General features: G+C 72.8%; 15 protein-coding genes. 4 read left to right on the top strand and 11 right to left on the bottom strand.

All coding sequences use genetic code 11. From position 1 onward, the window contains the following. Window positions 1-8: 8 nt before the first annotated feature. Genes IE134_RS26300 through IE134_RS26290 form a run of 3 tightly spaced genes read right to left on the bottom strand, consistent with a single transcriptional unit; the run spans window position 9 to window position 2,762 of the window. A complete protein-coding gene (locus tag IE134_RS26300) occupies window positions 9-710 on the bottom strand; it encodes a response regulator (RefSeq protein ID WP_032784613.1) in 702 nt (233 codons plus the stop codon). Further along, on the bottom strand, window positions 707-1,960 hold the full coding sequence (gene macS, locus IE134_RS26295; protein WP_030718863.1) for a MacS family sensor histidine kinase: 1,254 nt from the start codon (window positions 1,958-1,960) through the stop codon (window positions 707-709). Before macS ends, IE134_RS26300 begins: the two co-directional genes overlap by 4 nt. A 31-nt stretch (window positions 1,961-1,991) precedes the next feature. Then, a complete protein-coding gene (locus IE134_RS26290) occupies window positions 1,992-2,762 on the bottom strand; it encodes a lysophospholipid acyltransferase family protein (RefSeq protein WP_030718861.1) in 771 nt (256 codons plus the stop codon). Between the two features lie 222 nt (window positions 2,763-2,984). Here IE134_RS26290 and IE134_RS26285 point away from each other — a divergent pair, with 222 nt between their 5' ends. Both IE134_RS26285 and IE134_RS26280 read left to right on the top strand, forming a co-directional pair. After that, the gene (locus IE134_RS26285) at window positions 2,985-3,764 is read left to right on the top strand and encodes an alpha/beta hydrolase (RefSeq protein WP_030718858.1); all 780 of its coding nucleotides are present in this window, start codon (window positions 2,985-2,987) and stop codon (window positions 3,762-3,764) included. Further along, window positions 3,757-4,452 (top strand): hypothetical protein, encoded by a 696-nt coding sequence (locus IE134_RS26280; protein ID WP_030718855.1) that lies wholly within the window; start codon window positions 3,757-3,759, stop codon window positions 4,450-4,452. Before IE134_RS26285 ends, IE134_RS26280 begins: the two co-directional genes overlap by 8 nt. A 1-nt stretch (window position 4,453) precedes the next feature. Here the strand turns inward: IE134_RS26280 and IE134_RS26275 are convergent, their stop codons facing one another. The 6 genes from IE134_RS26275 to IE134_RS26250 all read right to left on the bottom strand — a co-directional run bounded on the left by IE134_RS26275 (window position 4,454) and on the right by IE134_RS26250 (window position 9,414). Continuing rightward, window positions 4,454-5,209, bottom strand: coding sequence for an endonuclease/exonuclease/phosphatase family protein (locus IE134_RS26275; RefSeq protein WP_030718853.1), 756 nt, complete (start codon window positions 5,207-5,209; stop codon window positions 4,454-4,456). Window positions 5,210-5,288: 79 nt separating this feature from the next. Then, window positions 5,289-6,230 (bottom strand): ROK family glucokinase, encoded by a 942-nt coding sequence (locus IE134_RS26270; protein WP_006123899.1) that lies wholly within the window; start codon window positions 6,228-6,230, stop codon window positions 5,289-5,291. 75 nt (window positions 6,231-6,305) lie between these two features. Beyond that, window positions 6,306-6,773 carry a DUF5304 domain-containing protein gene (locus IE134_RS26265; protein ID WP_010057832.1) on the bottom strand — a complete coding sequence of 156 codons (468 nt, stop codon included), beginning with the start codon at window positions 6,771-6,773 and terminating at the stop codon, window positions 6,306-6,308. A gap of 82 nt (window positions 6,774-6,855) precedes the next feature. Further along, entirely contained in the window at window positions 6,856-8,043 is a 1,188-nt protein-coding gene (locus tag IE134_RS26260) for an ArsA family ATPase (protein ID WP_030718849.1), read from the bottom strand. 5 nt (window positions 8,044-8,048) lie between these two features. Further along, on the bottom strand, window positions 8,049-8,498 hold the full coding sequence (locus IE134_RS26255; protein WP_006123902.1) for an SRPBCC family protein: 450 nt from the start codon (window positions 8,496-8,498) through the stop codon (window positions 8,049-8,051). A 109-nt stretch (window positions 8,499-8,607) separates the two neighbouring features. Beyond that, window positions 8,608-9,414 carry a metallophosphoesterase family protein gene (locus tag IE134_RS26250; protein WP_030718845.1) on the bottom strand — a complete coding sequence of 269 codons (807 nt, stop codon included), beginning with the start codon at window positions 9,412-9,414 and terminating at the stop codon, window positions 8,608-8,610. Window positions 9,415-9,692: 278 nt separating this feature from the next. On the opposite strand from IE134_RS26250, the gene IE134_RS26245 reads away from it, so the two are divergent. Then, complete coding sequence (locus IE134_RS26245; RefSeq protein ID WP_189431928.1) at window positions 9,693-11,489, top strand: AMP-dependent synthetase/ligase; 1,797 nt, start codon at window positions 9,693-9,695, stop codon at window positions 11,487-11,489. 88 nt (window positions 11,490-11,577) lie between these two features. Here the strand turns inward: IE134_RS26245 and IE134_RS26240 are convergent, their stop codons facing one another. After that, window positions 11,578-12,720 carry a glycosyltransferase family 4 protein gene (locus IE134_RS26240; RefSeq protein ID WP_030718837.1) on the bottom strand — a complete coding sequence of 381 codons (1,143 nt, stop codon included), beginning with the start codon at window positions 12,718-12,720 and terminating at the stop codon, window positions 11,578-11,580. A gap of 107 nt (window positions 12,721-12,827) precedes the next feature. On the opposite strand from IE134_RS26240, the gene IE134_RS26235 reads away from it, so the two are divergent. After that, complete coding sequence (locus IE134_RS26235; RefSeq protein WP_098019915.1) at window positions 12,828-14,078, top strand: glycosyltransferase 87 family protein; 1,251 nt, start codon at window positions 12,828-12,830, stop codon at window positions 14,076-14,078. On the opposite strand, the gene IE134_RS26230 is transcribed toward IE134_RS26235, so the two are convergent. Beyond that, on the bottom strand, window positions 14,054-15,310 hold the full coding sequence (locus tag IE134_RS26230; protein WP_126931275.1) for a hypothetical protein: 1,257 nt from the start codon (window positions 15,308-15,310) through the stop codon (window positions 14,054-14,056). The genes IE134_RS26235 and IE134_RS26230 overlap by 25 nt on opposite strands. Window positions 15,311-15,322 lie beyond the last annotated feature (12 nt).

Raw genomic sequence — 15,322 nt, 5'->3', positions numbered from 1 at the left:
CCGCCGGATCAGACGTCGTCGAGGCCGCGCTCGATGGCGTACCGCACGAGCTCCACCCGGTTGTGCAGCTGGAGCTTGCCGAGGGTGTTCTGCACATGGTTCTGGACCGTGCGGTGGGAGATCACCAGGCGTTCGGCGATCTGCTTGTACGAGAGTCCCTTGGCGACGAGTCGCAGCACCTCGGTCTCCCGGTCGGTGAGCTGCGGGGCCTTGGGCTCGTCCGACGCCACGGGTGCGGGGTCGGAGGCGAGCCGGCGGTACTCGCCGAGGACCAGGCCCGCCAGGCCCGGGGTGAAGACCGGGTCGCCGGCCGCGGTGGAGCGGACGGCGTCGGTCAGTTCCTGGGTGGAGGCGGACTTCAGCAGATAGCCGGTAGCTCCGGACTTCACCGCCTCCAGGACGTCGGCGTGCTCGCCGCTCGCGGAGAGGACCAGGACCCGCAGGCCGGGGTGGGAGCCGACGAGCTCCTTGCAGACCTGGACGCCGGGCATGCCGGGAAGGTTCAGGTCGAGGACGAGGACGTCCGGGCTCACCGCCTTGGCCCGGCGCACCGCCTGCGCGCCGTCCCCGGCGGTCGCGACGACGTCGAAGCCGGACTCGGTCAGGTCGCGGGCGACCGCGTCGCGCCACATGGGGTGGTCGTCGACGACCATGACCCTGATGGGCCGGTCCGCCGCCCCCTGCTCGTCCTGTGGTGTGTTCGTGCTCATCGGGCCGTTCCTGCCTTCCCCCGGGAAACCTTCGCTGCTTTGGGAACCTTCAACTCGACCTCACAGCCCTGTCCGGGCACCGAGATCAGCTCTGCCGTGCCGCCCAGGTCGCGCAGTCGGCCGCGGATGGAGAGCGCCACCCCGAGCCGCCCCTCCCCCTCCGCCTGGGCGAGCCGCCCTTCGGGGATGCCGGGGCCGTCGTCCCGGACGGTGACGATCACCTCGTCCGGCTCGTCCTCGACCAGGATCCACGCCTGGGCGTCCGGGCCCGCGTGCACCCGGACGTTGTCCAGGGCGGCGCTGACGGCGGCGGCCAGCTCCCGGGCGGAGGCGGCGGGGAGCAGGACCGGGGCGCCCGGCTCGGCGAAGCTCGTCCGGGATCCGGCGTGCGGGGCGAGCAGGGCGCGCAGGTCCACGGCGCCCCCGTCGCCGGGGCTGTCCTCCTCGTCGACCTCGACCGTGCGGACCACGGCGCCCTCGGCGGCGTCCTCGGAGACCCGGGTGGGAGGTACGAGGCCGCTGGAGACCAGGGTGCGCAGGGCGACCTCCTGCTCCCCGGCCATCCGGCCCAGGTCGGCCGCCTCGCCGCCGATGGCGGTGCCGCGGCGCTGGACCATGGCGAGGACCTGGAGCACGCTGTCGTGGATGTCGCGGGCGAGCCGTTCGCGTTCGCGGGTGGCGGCCTCGATCTCCAGGGCGCGGGCGAGGGTGCGCTCACTGGCGCGGGCGACCTCGACGACGTACCCGATGGCGATGGAGGCGACCCAGACCAGCAGGACGTTGTGGTAGGTGTCCCGGCTGGGCTCGCCGCGCTGGATGATGTTGGCGGCGGCGACGAACGTGGAGGCGAAGGCCGCCCACCGCCAGCCGCCCTTGATGGCGAAGGCGAGGACCGCGCCGGCCGTCCAGATCGACGGCAGCGTCGGCCCGTCGAAGGACTGGGAGTCGACGTCGGCGAGCGGGGTGAGCAGGATGCCGGTCAGCGCGACGACGAGGTCGGCGCCGAGGAAGCGTTTGGTGCAGTTCGCCGCCGAGCGGACCTTGGGCAGGGTGGCGAGCGTCCAGACGCAGAGGAACGCCAGATAGGCGACGGCGACCCAGGGCCGCTCGAACCGCTCCCGGCCGAGGTTGTCCTTGCCGAAGATCGCGAGCAGCACCGCGTAGATCATCGTCAGAACGCGGTAGCCCGTCAGCGCACGCCACAGCGGCAGCTCGACCGACATCCGTACGACCCGCTCACGCTTGGCCATGGCCACACCCCCCGGACGGTCAACGACGCGGCTACGCGCCGGACCGTTCCGTTCCGTTTCCGTTGCCCGCGGCGGTCTGCTTCCGCTCCCGCTTGGCCTCCTCGGCCTTGGCCTTCGCCTCGTCGGCGAGCTGGCGCTTGGCCGCGGTGGCGTAGATGTCCACGTACTCCTGGCCGGAGAGCTTCATGATCTCGTACATGACCTCGTCGGTCACCGAGCGCAGGATGAAGCGGTCGCCGTCCATGCCCTGGTAGCGGCTGAAGTCCAGCGGCTTGCCGATCCTGATGCCGGGGCGCATGAGCTTGGGCATCACCTGGCCGGGCGGCTGGATCTTCTCGGTGTCGATCATGGCGACCGGGATGACGGGGGCGCCGGTGGCCAGGGCCACCCGGGCGAGGCCACCGGGCTTGCCGCGGTAGAGGCGGCCGTCGGGCGAGCGGGTGCCTTCGGGGTAGATGCCGAAGAGGCCGCCGCTCTCCACGACCTGTATGCCCGCCTTGATCGCCGCCTCACCGGCGCCGCGGGCTCCGGAGCGGTCGACGGGGAGCTGGCCGACGCCCTTGAAGAAGGCGGCGGTGAGCTTGCCCTTCACACCGGGCGAGGTGAAGTACTCGGCCTTGGCGATGAACGTGACCTTGCGGTCCAGCACGGCCGGCAGGAAGAACGAGTCGGAGAACGAGAGGTGGTTGCTGGCGAGGATCGCGGGCCCGCGCTCGGGGATGTTCTCCAGGCCCTCCACCCAGGGCCGGAAGGCGAGCTTCAGGGACCCGCCGATGGAGAACTTCATGGCGCCGTAGATCAACTCTGGTTCCTCCTGTGTGCTGTCGCTAGAGATTAGCCTGTGCCGCCGTCGCGGCCTCTGCCCGGCAGGGGGCCTGCCTTCCCGGCCGGGCGGTGCGGGGCGCTTCGTGGGGGGCGTGAAGGACCTGGTCGGTGTCGGTCCGGTCGCGTACGGTGAAGTCATCCGTCAAGCACTCCCCCAGGTGCGCCCTCCCCCGCCCCGTCCCACGAACAGGAGACCCTGGTGCCGGTCCTCCCTGGAGCCGAGCCGTTCCGCCACGAGGGCGGAGAGGTCGGCGTCCTCCTCTGCCATGGCTTCACCGGATCCCCGCAGTCGCTGCGCCCCTGGGCCGACTATCTCGCCGAGCGCGGACTGACGGTCTCGCTGCCGCTGCTGCCGGGCCACGGCACCCGCTGGGAGGACATGGCGGCCACCGGCTGGCAGGACTGGTACGCGGAGGTGGACCGGGAGCTGCGGGTCCTCACCGAGAGGTGCGAGCAGGTCTTCGTCTTCGGGCTCTCCATGGGCGGCGCGCTGTCCCTGCGGCTCGCGGCCAAGCACGGGGACGCGATCAGCGGTCTGGTGCTGGTCAACCCGGCCAACAAGGTGCACGGCCTCTCGGCGTACGCGCTGCCGGTCGCCCGCCATCTGGTGCGGACGACGAAGGGCGTGGCCGACGACATCGCGCTGCCGGGCTCGCACGAGGTGGGGTACTCCAAGGTGCCGCTGCACGCCGCGCACTCGCTGCGGAAGTTCTTCCGCCTGGTCGACGGCGAGCTGCCCCAGGTGACCCAGCCGGTGGTGCTGCTGCACAGCCCGCAGGACCATGTCGTGCCGCCCGCCGACAGCGCGCGGATCCTCAGCCGGATCTCCTCCACGGATGTTTCCGAGATCCTGCTGGAACAGAGCTACCACGTGGCGACGTTGGACCATGATGCGGAGCGGATCTTCGATGAGAGCTACCGGTTCATCGGCCGTCTCGCACCGAACGTCGGGATGAAGGGGAGCACGTCCGGTGGCTGAGCACGACGCGGAACGCACAGGCAGCGACGAGGAGCGCGAACCGCGCCCCACGGAGCCGGCGGCCGTCCCCGAGGGGTCGAAGCCGGCGGGAGACGGGGGAGCGGAGCAGGAGCGGGCGATCGACGAGGACGCGGCGTGGGCCGCGATCGTCGCGGGGTACGGGGAGGAGCCGCCGGACCCACCGGGCGCCAAGCCGTTCAAGTCCATCGAGGACCTGGCCCTGCTGGAGGACGACCAGCGCAATGTGACGGGATCAGGCGACGGCTCCGCCGGGGACCCGGCGGACAAGGGGCCCGACAAGAGCCCCCCGAAGCCGCCGGAGAAGAAGGCGCTGGGCAGCTCGGTGGTCTTCGCGCCCGGCGTCACGGGCCCCCGTGACTACGAACTGCCCGAGTCCAAGGACGCCGGCATCGACGAGCCGGACGACGGGGACGAGGGTCACTTCGTGCCCCCGGAGCCGCCGCCGCTGCCGGAGGCCGACGTCACGGCGAAGTTCGCCTGGCTCGCGGTGATCGGCGGTCCGGTGCTGATGCTGGTCGCGGTGCTGTTCCAGTGGGAGATGACGTGGTGGCTCACCACGCTCTGCATCGGCGGCTTCCTCGGCGGCTTCGCCACGCTGGTGGCCCGGATGCCCCACGACGACGATGACGACACCTACGGCGACCCGGGGCGCGGCGCGGTCGTGTAGCTCATCGCGCGGCAGGCACTCTGAGGGCGGCCAGGACCGGCAGGTGGTCCGTGGCCGCCCTCAGGTCTGTGTCACTGACCCCGGGGAGCCCGGCCGGCACCCCGCAGCCGAGCACCTCGATGCCCGGGGTCGCGAAGACGGCGTCGATGCGCTTACGGGGCTCGTCGGGCGGGAACGTCAGCTCGTCGCCCCACGGGGCGACGGCCCGGCAGTCCTGGAGCGGCCCGGCCAGATGCCGGAACGCCTTCCCCGTCGGTACGTCGTTGAGATCGCCGCCCGCCACCGCGTGCTCCACGCCCATCGAGGCCAGTTGCTCCAGCAGCCGGTCCGCCTGGGCGAGGCGTTCGTCGCGCTGGAGGCTCAGATGGCAGCTCAGCACCCCGAGCCGGGCCCCGGCGATCCGCACGACGGCGGTGGCGAAGCCCCGGCGGTGCAGGCCGGGGGTGAGGGGCAGCAGGACGTCCTCGGTGCGCTCGACCCTCGCGCGCAGCGAGCACAGGAGCAGGGGCCCGGCGGCGGTGGCCCCGCCGCTCAGCACCACCAGGTCGCTGCTCTTCGCGAGCCGGGCCGCGGCCTTGCGCCAGCGGAAGAAGCGCGGGGCCTCCTGGACGAGGACGAGATCGGGCGCGCAGGCGCGGATGACGCGGGCCAGGGCCGCGGTGTCGTCGTGCAGGGAACGGACGTTGTAGCTCAGCACTCTGATGACGGCTGAACCGTCCGGCTCGGTACGGGAGTCGGGCAGGGGCGTCAGGACCATGCGGGCCACGATACGGCGGACGCCCGCCGCTGCCCCGGAGGGCGGCGGCGGGCGTCCGCTGCGTCGTGCCGTGCGGGGCTCAGCCCTGGCGGGCCAGGTCGGCCGCGCCCACGAGCCCTGCCTTGCCGCCGAGTTGGGCGGCGAGCACCTGGGCGTGCGGGCGCCATTCGCCGCCGATCAGCCAGCGCCGGAACGACTTGCGGATCGGGTCGAGGACGAGCTCGCCCTCGTCCGACACTCCGCCGCCGACGATGAACGCGGACGGGTCGAACAGCGAGGCGAGGTCGGCCAGTCCGGCGCCGGCCCAGCGGGCCAGCTCGCGGAACGAGTCGATGGCCACCGGGTCGCCCTGGCGGGCGGCCGCGCTGATGTGCTTGCCCTCGATGCCGTCCACCGAGCCGTCGCCGAGGCCGAGCAGTACGGCGGCGTTCTCGGGGGTGGCGTTGGCGCGCTGCTTGGCGTACCGGACGAGGGCGCGGCCGGAGGCGTACTGCTCCCAGCAGCCCTGGCTGCCGCAGCCGCAGAGCAGACCGTCCGGGACGACCCGGATGTGGCCGAACTCGGCGGCGACGCCGAAGCGTCCGCGGCGCAGCTTGTTGCCGATGATGATGCCGCCGCCCAGGCCGGTGCCGAGCGTGATGCAGATGACGTCGTCGTGGCCCTGGCCGGCCCCGAAGCGGTATTCGCCCCAGGCCGCGGCGTTGGCGTCGTTCTCGACGACGACGGGCAGGCCGACGCGCTGCTCGACCTTGTCCTTGAGCGGCTCGTGACGCCAGTTGATGTTCGGTGCGAAGAGGACGGTGGCGCGCTTGTCGTCGACGTAACCGGCGGCGCCGATGCCGACGGCCTCCACGTCGTGGCCCTCGCTCGCCCCGGCGACCGCCGCGCAGATCGCGTCGACGATGCCTTCGGCCGTCGGCGGGGTCGCCACCTTGAACGTCGAGAGGATCCGGCCCTCTTCGTCGACCACTCCAGCCGCGATCTTCGTGCCGCCGATATCGACGCCGATGGTGAGTCCCATGAATCCCTCAGTTTCGGTCGAGCCCCGCTAAGGGCAACCGTACCCGAGGCCGCGCCCGGTACCGGCCGGAGCCGGTCAGTCCAGGTCGATGCGTTCGGTGCCGGAAGGGCCCTCGTCCCGGGGGTCGGACGGGTCGTCGGCGGCCTTCTTCGAGGGGCCCGCGGTGCCCGAGGCGCCCTCGGTGGTGCGGGTCCAGCGGCTCTCCTGGCCCTCCACCGCGGAGCGGTAGGCGGCCAGTAGTTCGTTGCCCGCGGCGGCGAGGTGGTCGAAGACCTGGGGGTTGCGCTCGATGACCGGTTCGACGGCGGACTTCGCCTGCCGGATGGCCTGCTGGACCGCGGGGGCGGCGACGCCGAACAGCGGGGTCTGGAGCGAGGAGACCTTGTCGGCGACGGCGTCGACCAGCTTGCGCAGTTCCTCGGCGGCGGATCCGGGCGGCGGGCCGTACTCCGCGCGGCGGCGGGCCTTCTCGGCCGCGAGGTCCTCGGCGCAGGCGTCGGCCCACGCGTCGCCGTCGACGGGACGATCGGTGGCTTCACTCATGGCGGACTCCTGCGACGCGGGCGGCCGACGGTCGGCCTGCGGTTCACGTACTACCGACGTTACCCGAATGGCCGCACGGCGTTCAGGAGGTGCGCGGCCACAGGGCCGGGTCCGGCGTGAACCGCACCCGCAGCACCCCGTCGGCCAGGGCCGCGCCGGAGACGGTGCAGCGGCGCAGCGCGGAGGCGATCCGCACGATCCGGTGGAAGGGGCCGACGGTCAGGAGCAGTTCGTCGCCCCGGCGGACCAGGCGCAGGTCCTCCTTGGCGGCTCCGGGCAGCGGCAGGCACCAGGCGATGGTCGTGGACCCGTCGTCCGCGTCCTGCTCCTCCTCGGTCCACCAGGGGTCGCCGGCCCGGCCGGGCGTCCGGTCGTCGGGGGCGGGGATCTGCAGAGCGGCCAGGTCGTCCGCGCCCTCGGGGTCCCGGCCCAGGTGGGCGGCCTCGTGCACGGGGAGGCCGGGGGCCACGTCCTGGTGCCAGTGGTCCAGGCACTTCTCCTGCTGGGCGGCGAGCGCGGCGAACCACGGGTCCGAGGAGTGCCGGGGCAGCACACGGGAGGCGACCAGCAGATCGGCGCTCAGCCCGTACAGGGCGAGGCCGGTCCGGGCGGTGCGCAGGGCGTCCTCGGCGGCCGGGCCAGGCTCCGCGACCAGCCGGAGCGTGGTGGCCCCGTCCTCGATCAGGGCCTGGACGGCAGCCAGCTCCTCGTCCTTGCGGGCGGCGGCCTCGTACAGCCACTGCGCGGGCATCGGGACCCCGGCGAGCTGGGCGAGGACGGGGCGCAGGGCGCGGGCGGCCTGGCGTTCGGCGGGGAGCAGCCGGCGCAGGTAGCGGCGCAGCTGTTCCGGGAGGGCGAGCAGGGCCAGGGCCTCGGTGAGCGGCGGGAGGTCGACGACGAGGGTGTCGTAGCCGGACAGGTCGCCCTCGGCGGCGCGGCGCAGCGTGTGCAGCAGGGCGAGCTGCGGGGAGCCGGGGAGTTCGGTGAGCTCCTCGCCGTCGAGCCGGCCCGCGCCGAGGAGGTCGAGGACGCCGGAGGCACGGTTCTGCAGCTCGGTGAGTTCGGCGCGGAAGTGCTCGCCGGAGTCGATGCGGACGTGGTCGAGGCGGCCCGTGACCGGGGTGGGTCCGGTGGCGGCCGGGAAGCCGGGTATGGCCTCGGCGGAGAGCAGCAGGGTGCGGCCGCCGCGGTCGGCGGCGGCCAGTGCGGTGGCCGCCGCGACGGTGGTACGGCCCGCGCCGCCGGGGCCGGTGACCAGGACCGTACGCATGTCGCTCAGGCCTTGGGGGCGGACTCGACGCGCTTCTTCAGACCGGCGAGGGCGCGGTCGATGATGACCTTCTCGGCCTTGCGCTTGATCATGCCGAGCAGCGGGATCTTGACGTCGACGGCGAGCCGGTAGGTGACCTCGGTGCGCTCGCCGCCGGCGAGGGGGGTGAGGGCGTAGGTGCCGTCCAGGGAGCGCAGCATCTGGGACTTGACGAGGCTCCAGCTGACCTCGTTCTCGCCGGTCCAGGTGTAGGCGAGGACGTGGTCGTCCTTGATCGCCCCGGCGTCCAGGACGAGGCGGACCTGCTCGGCGCGGCCCTGGTCGTCGGTGGAGAGGACCTCGGCCTCCTTGACCTCGCCGGTCCACTCCGGGTAGCGGGCGAAGTCGGCGATCACGCCCATGACGTCGGCCGGTGCCGCCTCGATCGTGATGCTCGAGCTGGTGTGTTCAGCCATCGCCGTGGCCCTCCAGTGCGGTGTAACCGGTCGCTGTCGGCAGGAGCCTGCCGCTGTGCAGGCTATCGCGTGCCCGGGGCGCTCCGGTCCACGGCCCGGCCGCTCGCGCTCACCAGGTCAGCGCCCAGGGCGTCCCGGTCGAGGCGAAGTGGCCGACGTTGACGCACTCGGTGGTACCGATGCGCATCCGGCGGACCAACGGCTGGTGAACATGGCCGAAAAGCGCGTATCGGGGGCGGGTGGTGCGGATCGCCTCCAGCAGGGCGGTGCTGCCGCGTTCGAAGCGGCGGGCGACGGTGTCGTAGGTCAGCTCGGGCACCTCGGGCGGGATGTGCGAGCAGAGGACGTCGACCGGGCCGAGCGCCTCGACCTTGGCGGCGTACTCCTCGTCGCTGATCTCGTACGGGGTGTTCATCGGGGTCTTGAGGCCGCCGCCGACGAAGCCGAAGACCCGGCCGCCGATCTCCACGCGTTCGCCGTCGAGCACGGTGGTGCCGGGGCGGGCGTACTCGGGCCAGAGGGCGGGGACGTCGACGTTGCCGTAGGTGGCGTACGTCGGAGTGGGGAAGGCCGCGAAGAGTTCGGCGTACTGCTTGCGTACCGCGCCGAGGATCTCGGTGTTGCGGTCGCGGCCGGCCCACAGCTCGCGGCCGAAGGCGCGGGCCTCGTCGTAGCGGCGGGCGGTGCGCAGGGCGACGATGCGGTCGGCGTTCTCCTTGCCGAACAGGTCGGGGAAGATGCCGCGCGAGTGGTCGGCGTAGTCGAGGAAGAGCACCAGGTCACCGAGGCAGATCAGCGCGTCGGCACCGTCCCCCGCGCGGGCCAGGGCCTCGGTGTTGCCGTGCACGTCGCTGACCACATGGATCCGGGTCGGCCTGGTGGCCGGGTCCCGGCTGTCCGGTTCGCTGCCTCGCATGCGATCACCCTAGAGTGCCCCTTCGGTCCGGGGTAGACCGTCCGGACCTGCGGTTACTTCCACGTCGGGACGCCGGTGGACTACTGTGCGCGAAAGGGCCATTTATATGTGTGATGCATAAGACATCTGGCCGGAACCCCCTATCCGGAACCGAGTACCGGTGGGTAACGTCCGGGCAGTCCAGTCGTGCTCACCCCACTGAGCACCCGCCAATCTTGGACCGCAGCCGGTGCGTCACACAGAGCCGTGGCACCGGAGCCCGATGAGGAGCAGCAGTCTTGCGCGAGTTCAGCCTTCCGGCCCTGTACGAGGTCCCGACGGACGGCAACCTGACGGATCTCATCCGCCGCAATGCCGCTCAGCATCCCGAAGTAGCGGTGATGAGCCGCAAGGTGGCCGGCGTCTGGACGGACGTCAGCGCCACCCAGTTCCTGGCCGAGGTGAGAGCAGCCGCCAAAGGGCTGATCGCCTCGGGTGTGCAGCCCGGCGACCGGGTCGCCCTGATGTCGCGCACCCGTTTCGAGTGGGTGCTGCTGGACTTCGCGATCTGGAGCGCGGGCGCGGTGACCGTGCCGGTGTACGAGACCAGCTCCGCCGAGCAGGTGCAGTGGATCCTCGGTGACTCCGGGGCGGTCGCGGTGCTCGTGGAGAGCGACGCGCACGCCGCGGCCGTGGCCTCCGTACGGGACTCCCTGCCGGAGCTGGCGCACGTCTGGCAGATCGACGCGGGCGCCGTGGAGGCGCTCGGCAAGGCGGGTGCCGAGGTCTCCGACGAGACCATGGACCTGCGGATGGTCAGCGCCAAGGCGGACGACCCGGCGACGATCGTCTACACCTCGGGCACCACGGGCCGCCCGAAGGGCTGTGTGCTCACCCACCGCAGCTTCTTCGCGGAGTGCGGCAACGTGGTGGAGCGGCTGAAGCCGCTGTTCCGTACGGGCGAGTGCTCGGTGCTGCTGTTCCTGCCCGCCGCGCACGTCTTCGGCCGGCTGGTCGAGGTGGCCTCGGTGATGGCCCCGATCAAGCTCGGCTGCGTCCCGGACATCAAGAACCTGACCGACGAGCTGGCCTCGTTCCGGCCGACACTGATCCTGGGCGTACCCCGGGTCTTCGAGAAGGTCTACAACGCGGCCCGCGCCAAGGCGCAGGCGGACGGCAAGGGCAAGATCTTCGACCGGGCCGCCGACACGGCGATCGCCTACAGCCGGGCGCTGTCCACCCCGCAGGGCCCCGCGCTGGGTCTGAAGCTCAAGCACAAGCTCTTCGACAAGCTGGTCTTCGGCAAGCTCCGCGCGGTCCTCGGCGGCCGGGGCGAGTACGCGATCTCCGGCGGCGCCCCGCTGGGCGAGCGGCTCGGCCACTTCTACCGGGGCATCGGCTTCACGGTCCTGGAGGGCTACGGCCTGACCGAGTCGTGCGCGGCCACCGCGTTCAACCCGTGGGACCGGCCGAAGATCGGTACGGTCGGCCAGCCGCTGCCCGGTTCGGTCGTGCGGATCGCGGACGACGGCGAGGTGCTGCTGCACGGCGAGCACCTGTTCACGGGTTACTGGAACAACGAGTCGGCCTCCGCCGAGGCGCTGGCCGACGGCTGGTTCCACACCGGGGACATCGGCACGCTGGACGAGGACGGCTACCTCGCGATCACCGGCCGCAAGAAGGAGATCATCGTGACGGCGGGCGGCAAGAACGTCGCCCCGGCCGTCATCGAGGACCGGATCCGCGCGCACGCCCTGGTCGCCGAGTGCATGGTGGTCGGCGACGGCCGCCCGTTCGTCGGCGCGCTGGTCACCCTGGACGAGGAGTTCCTGAGCCGCTGGGCCGAGGAGAACGGCAAGGCGGCCGGTTCGACGGCCCTGTCGCTGCGGGATGACGCGGAGCTGCTGGCCGAGGTGCAGCGGGCGGTGGACGACGGCAACGCGGCGGTCTCCAAGGCGGAGTCGGTGCGCAAGTTCCGTATCCTGCCGACCCAGTTCACCGAGGAGGCGGGCCACATCACCCCGTCGCTGAAGCTGAAGCGGAACGTGGTGGCGAAGGACTTCGCGGACGAGGTGGAGTCGATCTACCGCGCCTGAGAGTGCCTGAGGATTACGCCGAAGGGGCCCGCGCTTGTCGACAGGCGCGGGCCCCTTCGGCGTACGGTCCTCTGCGTCGTCCGTACGGTCACAGCAACGTCTTGAGCTTCTCCGCGAGCAGGTCCCAGCGCCACTTCTCCTCGACCCAGGCCCGGCCGCGCTCCCCCATCCGCTGCCGCAGCTCCGCATCGCCGAGCAGCGTGACGATCCGGTCCGCCGACTCCTCGGCACTGCCGCCGCGCACCACCCAGCCGGTCTCGCCGTCCAGCACCGCGTCCGGGGCGCCGCCGGAGTCTCCGGCCACCACGGGCAGCCCGGTCGCGGACGCCTCCAGGTAGACGATTCCGAGGCCCTCCACGTCAAGCCCGCCGCGCCGGGTCCGGCAGGGCATCGCGAAGACGTCCCCGGCCCCGTAGTGCGCGGGCAGCTCCGCCCAGGGCACCGGGCCGGTGAAGCGCACCGAGTCCTGCACCCCGGTCTGCTCCGCGAGCCGCTTCAGGTCCTTGGCGTACGGTCCGCCGCCGACGATCAGCAGCACCGCGTCCGGGATCCGCGCCAGGATCGCGGGCATGGCCAGGATCAGCGTGTCCTGGCCCTTGCGCGGTACCAGGCGCGAGACGCAGACGACCACCGGGCGGTCGGAGAGCCCGAGGCGGGCCCGGACCCGGTCACCGCCGGAGCCCGGGTGGAAGGTCTTCTCGTCGACGCCGGGCGGCAGTTGGACCATGCGTCCGGCCGCGTCGGGGGTGAGCGCGGCGGCGATCCGGGAGCGGGTGTACTCACCGAGATAGGTGATCGTGTCCGTGCCATCGCCGATCCGGCGCAGCAGTTGCCGGGAGGCGGGCAGTTGCGCCCAGCCCGCCTCGTGGCCGTGGGTGGTGGCCACCAGACGGCGGGCGCCCGCGCGGCGCAGCGCCGGGGCCATCAGGCCGAGCGGGGCGGCGGCGCCGAACCAGACAGAGGTGCAGCCGTGTTCGCGCAGCAGCTCGGTGGCACGGCGGGTGACGCGCGGTGTCGGCAGCAGCATCGTCGTCCGGTCGCGGACCACGGGGTACGGCTGCTCGGCGTCGAAGGCGGCGGTGGCCGCCGCGCCCTCCTCGCCGCGCTTCCAGGTGGAGGCGTAGACGACGACCCTCTCGGGATCCAGGCGCAGCGCCATGTTGTGCAGGAACGCCTGGATGCCACCGGGGCGGGGCGGGAAGTCGTTGGTCACGATCAAGGTCTTGTCCATCGCCGCCGACAGTACCGAACGGCCGCGCTTCACCGCTGAGGCACTCTCCCGACGGCATCATGAGCCGCCGGGGGGCCGGCCGGGGACGAGCGACGACGAGGACGGCGATGACGACGGGACGAGCACCCACCGGCACCGGACCGTGGCCGTACGCGGTGTGGGCGCTGACCCGCCTGTGGCTGCTGGCCTGCGTGTTCAAGGTGGTCACGGTGCCCGGTCCGGACGTCACGGTGGACGTGTCGGTGATCTACCGGGGCTGGTACGAGGTCCTGCTGGCCGGCACGTACCCGCTGGACGACGTCACCTGGCAGTACCCGCCCGGGGCGGCCCTGGCGGTCCTCTCCCCCGCCCTGCTGCCGTTCTGGGAGTACGCGACCGCGTTCTTCGTGCTGGTGCTGGTCTGCGACGCGCTGGTGCTGGGGCTGCTGCTGTACGCGGCGCGGCGGCCGGGCATACGGGCGGCGGGCGCCTGGGTGTGGGTCGTGGGGGTGCCGCTGCTGGGCCCGACGGTCTACGCCCGCTACGACCTGATGGTGACGGCGGTCGCGGTGGCGGCGCTGCTGGCGGGCGTGCGCCGGCCCCGGGCGCTGGGGGCGCTGGCCGCGTTCGGGGCGCTGCTCAAGGGGTGGCCCGCGCTGCTGCTGGTGGGGGTGCGCAAGGGGCGTCCGACCCGGGCGGCCTGGACCTCGGCGGCGCTGAGTGCGGCGGGTCTGGCGGCGGCGTTCGCGCTGTGGATGCCCGGGGCGTTCGCGTTCCTGGCCTTCCAGCGGGACCGGGGCACCGAGATCGAGTCGCTGGGGGCGCTGGTCTTCCACATCGCGCGGCAGCTCGGCTGGGAGGGGCGGGTGGAGCTGCGCTACGGCTCGATGGAGTTCGTCGGGCCGCAGGTGGAGCTGGTGTCGACGCTGGCGCTGGGGCTCGCGGTCCTGGCGCTGGGCTGGCTGCTGCTGTGGCGGCTGCGGGCCCGGTCGTTCGCGGTGCGCACCCCGGCCGAGGCGGCGTTCACCGCGGTGCTGCTGTTCACGGTGACCAGCCGGGTGATCAGCCCGCAGTACGTGGTGTGGCTGGTCGGTCTGGCCGCGGTGTGCCTGGTGTTCCGGGGGACGGCGATGACCCTGCCGGCGGTCCTGGTGCTGGTGGCGGCGGGGGTGACGCTGCTGGAGTTCCCGGTCGGCTTCGTCCATGTGGTGGCGAGCGACGCGCGCGGGGTGACGCTCCTGGTCGTACGGAACGGGCTGCTGGTGGCGGCCTCGCTGGTCGCGGCGCGGCGGCTGTGGCGGTCGACGGTGCCGGGGGGACCGGGCGCGGAGGCCGTCCCGGGCGCGGTGGAGGGTCAGCCGAGCCGGGTGGCGAGGTAGTCGCGCCAGTCGGCGGTGAACTGCTCGGGGGTGGTGTCGAGCACCGCCTTCAGGGCCTTCTCCACCGACCCCTTCCGCCCGTCGTGCGCGCCGACGGCCTCGTAGAAGGCGATCAGCTTCTCCTTGCCCCAGCGCTCCGCGATCAGCTCGCAGGCCAGCCAGCCGCCCTCGTACGCCCCCGCGAGCTTCGCCGGGTCGCCGTCGAAGCCGAAGTCCGGGTCGGCGGGGAGTCCGGCGGGGGTCCGGCCGCTGCGGACGGCCTCGGCCAGTTCGGGGGCGATGGTGTCGGCGGCGCGGTCCTCGCCCCGGTAGGCGGTCCAGTCGGCGAAGCCCTCGGAGAGCCAGACGGGGGTGGCGGTGGAGGTGCTGGTCCGGGTGGCGACATGGGTCGTCTCATGGGTCAGGACGATCCGCTGCCCGAAGCTGCCGAGGGTGGCGTACGCCTGCGGGTTGACGATGACCCGGTCGGCGATGGCGGGGCTCTCGCCGGTGCCGCCGACCTCGCCGGTGGTGACGGCGGCGATGCCCCGGTAGCTGGCCTCCGGCGAGCCGAGCAGCCCCGCCATGGACTCGACGGAGTCCGGGACCAGAACGACCACCCGCTGGTTCCACGGGCGCGGCCAGGCGTCCGAGACGGCCGGTACGGCGAGGTCCACGGTGTCGGCGATCTGCCGCAGCTCCTCCTCGCCCCGTCCGACGCCCAGGACGATGCTGTGGGCGCCCTGGACGACCTCCACGTCCCCCTGCTGCCACAGCTGCCCCGAGGCGCCCTTGGCGGGCCGGTCCTCGGTGATGTACCAGCGGTCGCCGTCGCGCATCAGCTCCAGGACGCGGCGGGTGGCGACCGGGGCGGCGTCGTAGCCGTCGATCCGGTAGCGCAGCTCCACCTCGGCGGTGGCCCACTGCCCGTCCTGCTCGGTGATGTCCTTGACGTCGTACGTCCACGACTTCAGCGGTACGTCGGCGAGCCGGTCCAGCTCGGTGCGCTGGGTGGCCCGCAGCTTCGCGGCGTCCGGGGCGAGGCCGTCGAGGTAGCCCGCCGGGTCGTGGGCTAGGACGGCCGCCGCGCGGCGCTCCAGGGTGGCGTCGAGGGCCCCGGTGGTGAGGACGGTGTCCGGGTCGGCGGAGGCCGTGCAGGCGGAGGCGGTCAGGAGCGCGGCGAGCAGCAGGCCCGCCGCACGCCGCCGTCCCCGGGGGCCTCCCCCACGCGCGTCTCGTCCTCGTCCGGCCACCCTGCCGATCGT

The organism is Streptomyces rubiginosohelvolus (assembly GCF_014649875.1).
GTDB lineage: Bacteria > Actinomycetota > Actinomycetes > Streptomycetales > Streptomycetaceae > Streptomyces > Streptomyces rubiginosohelvolus.
Note: the sequence above shows the minus strand (reverse complement) of the source record. Positions and strands in the feature narration are given on the sequence as shown.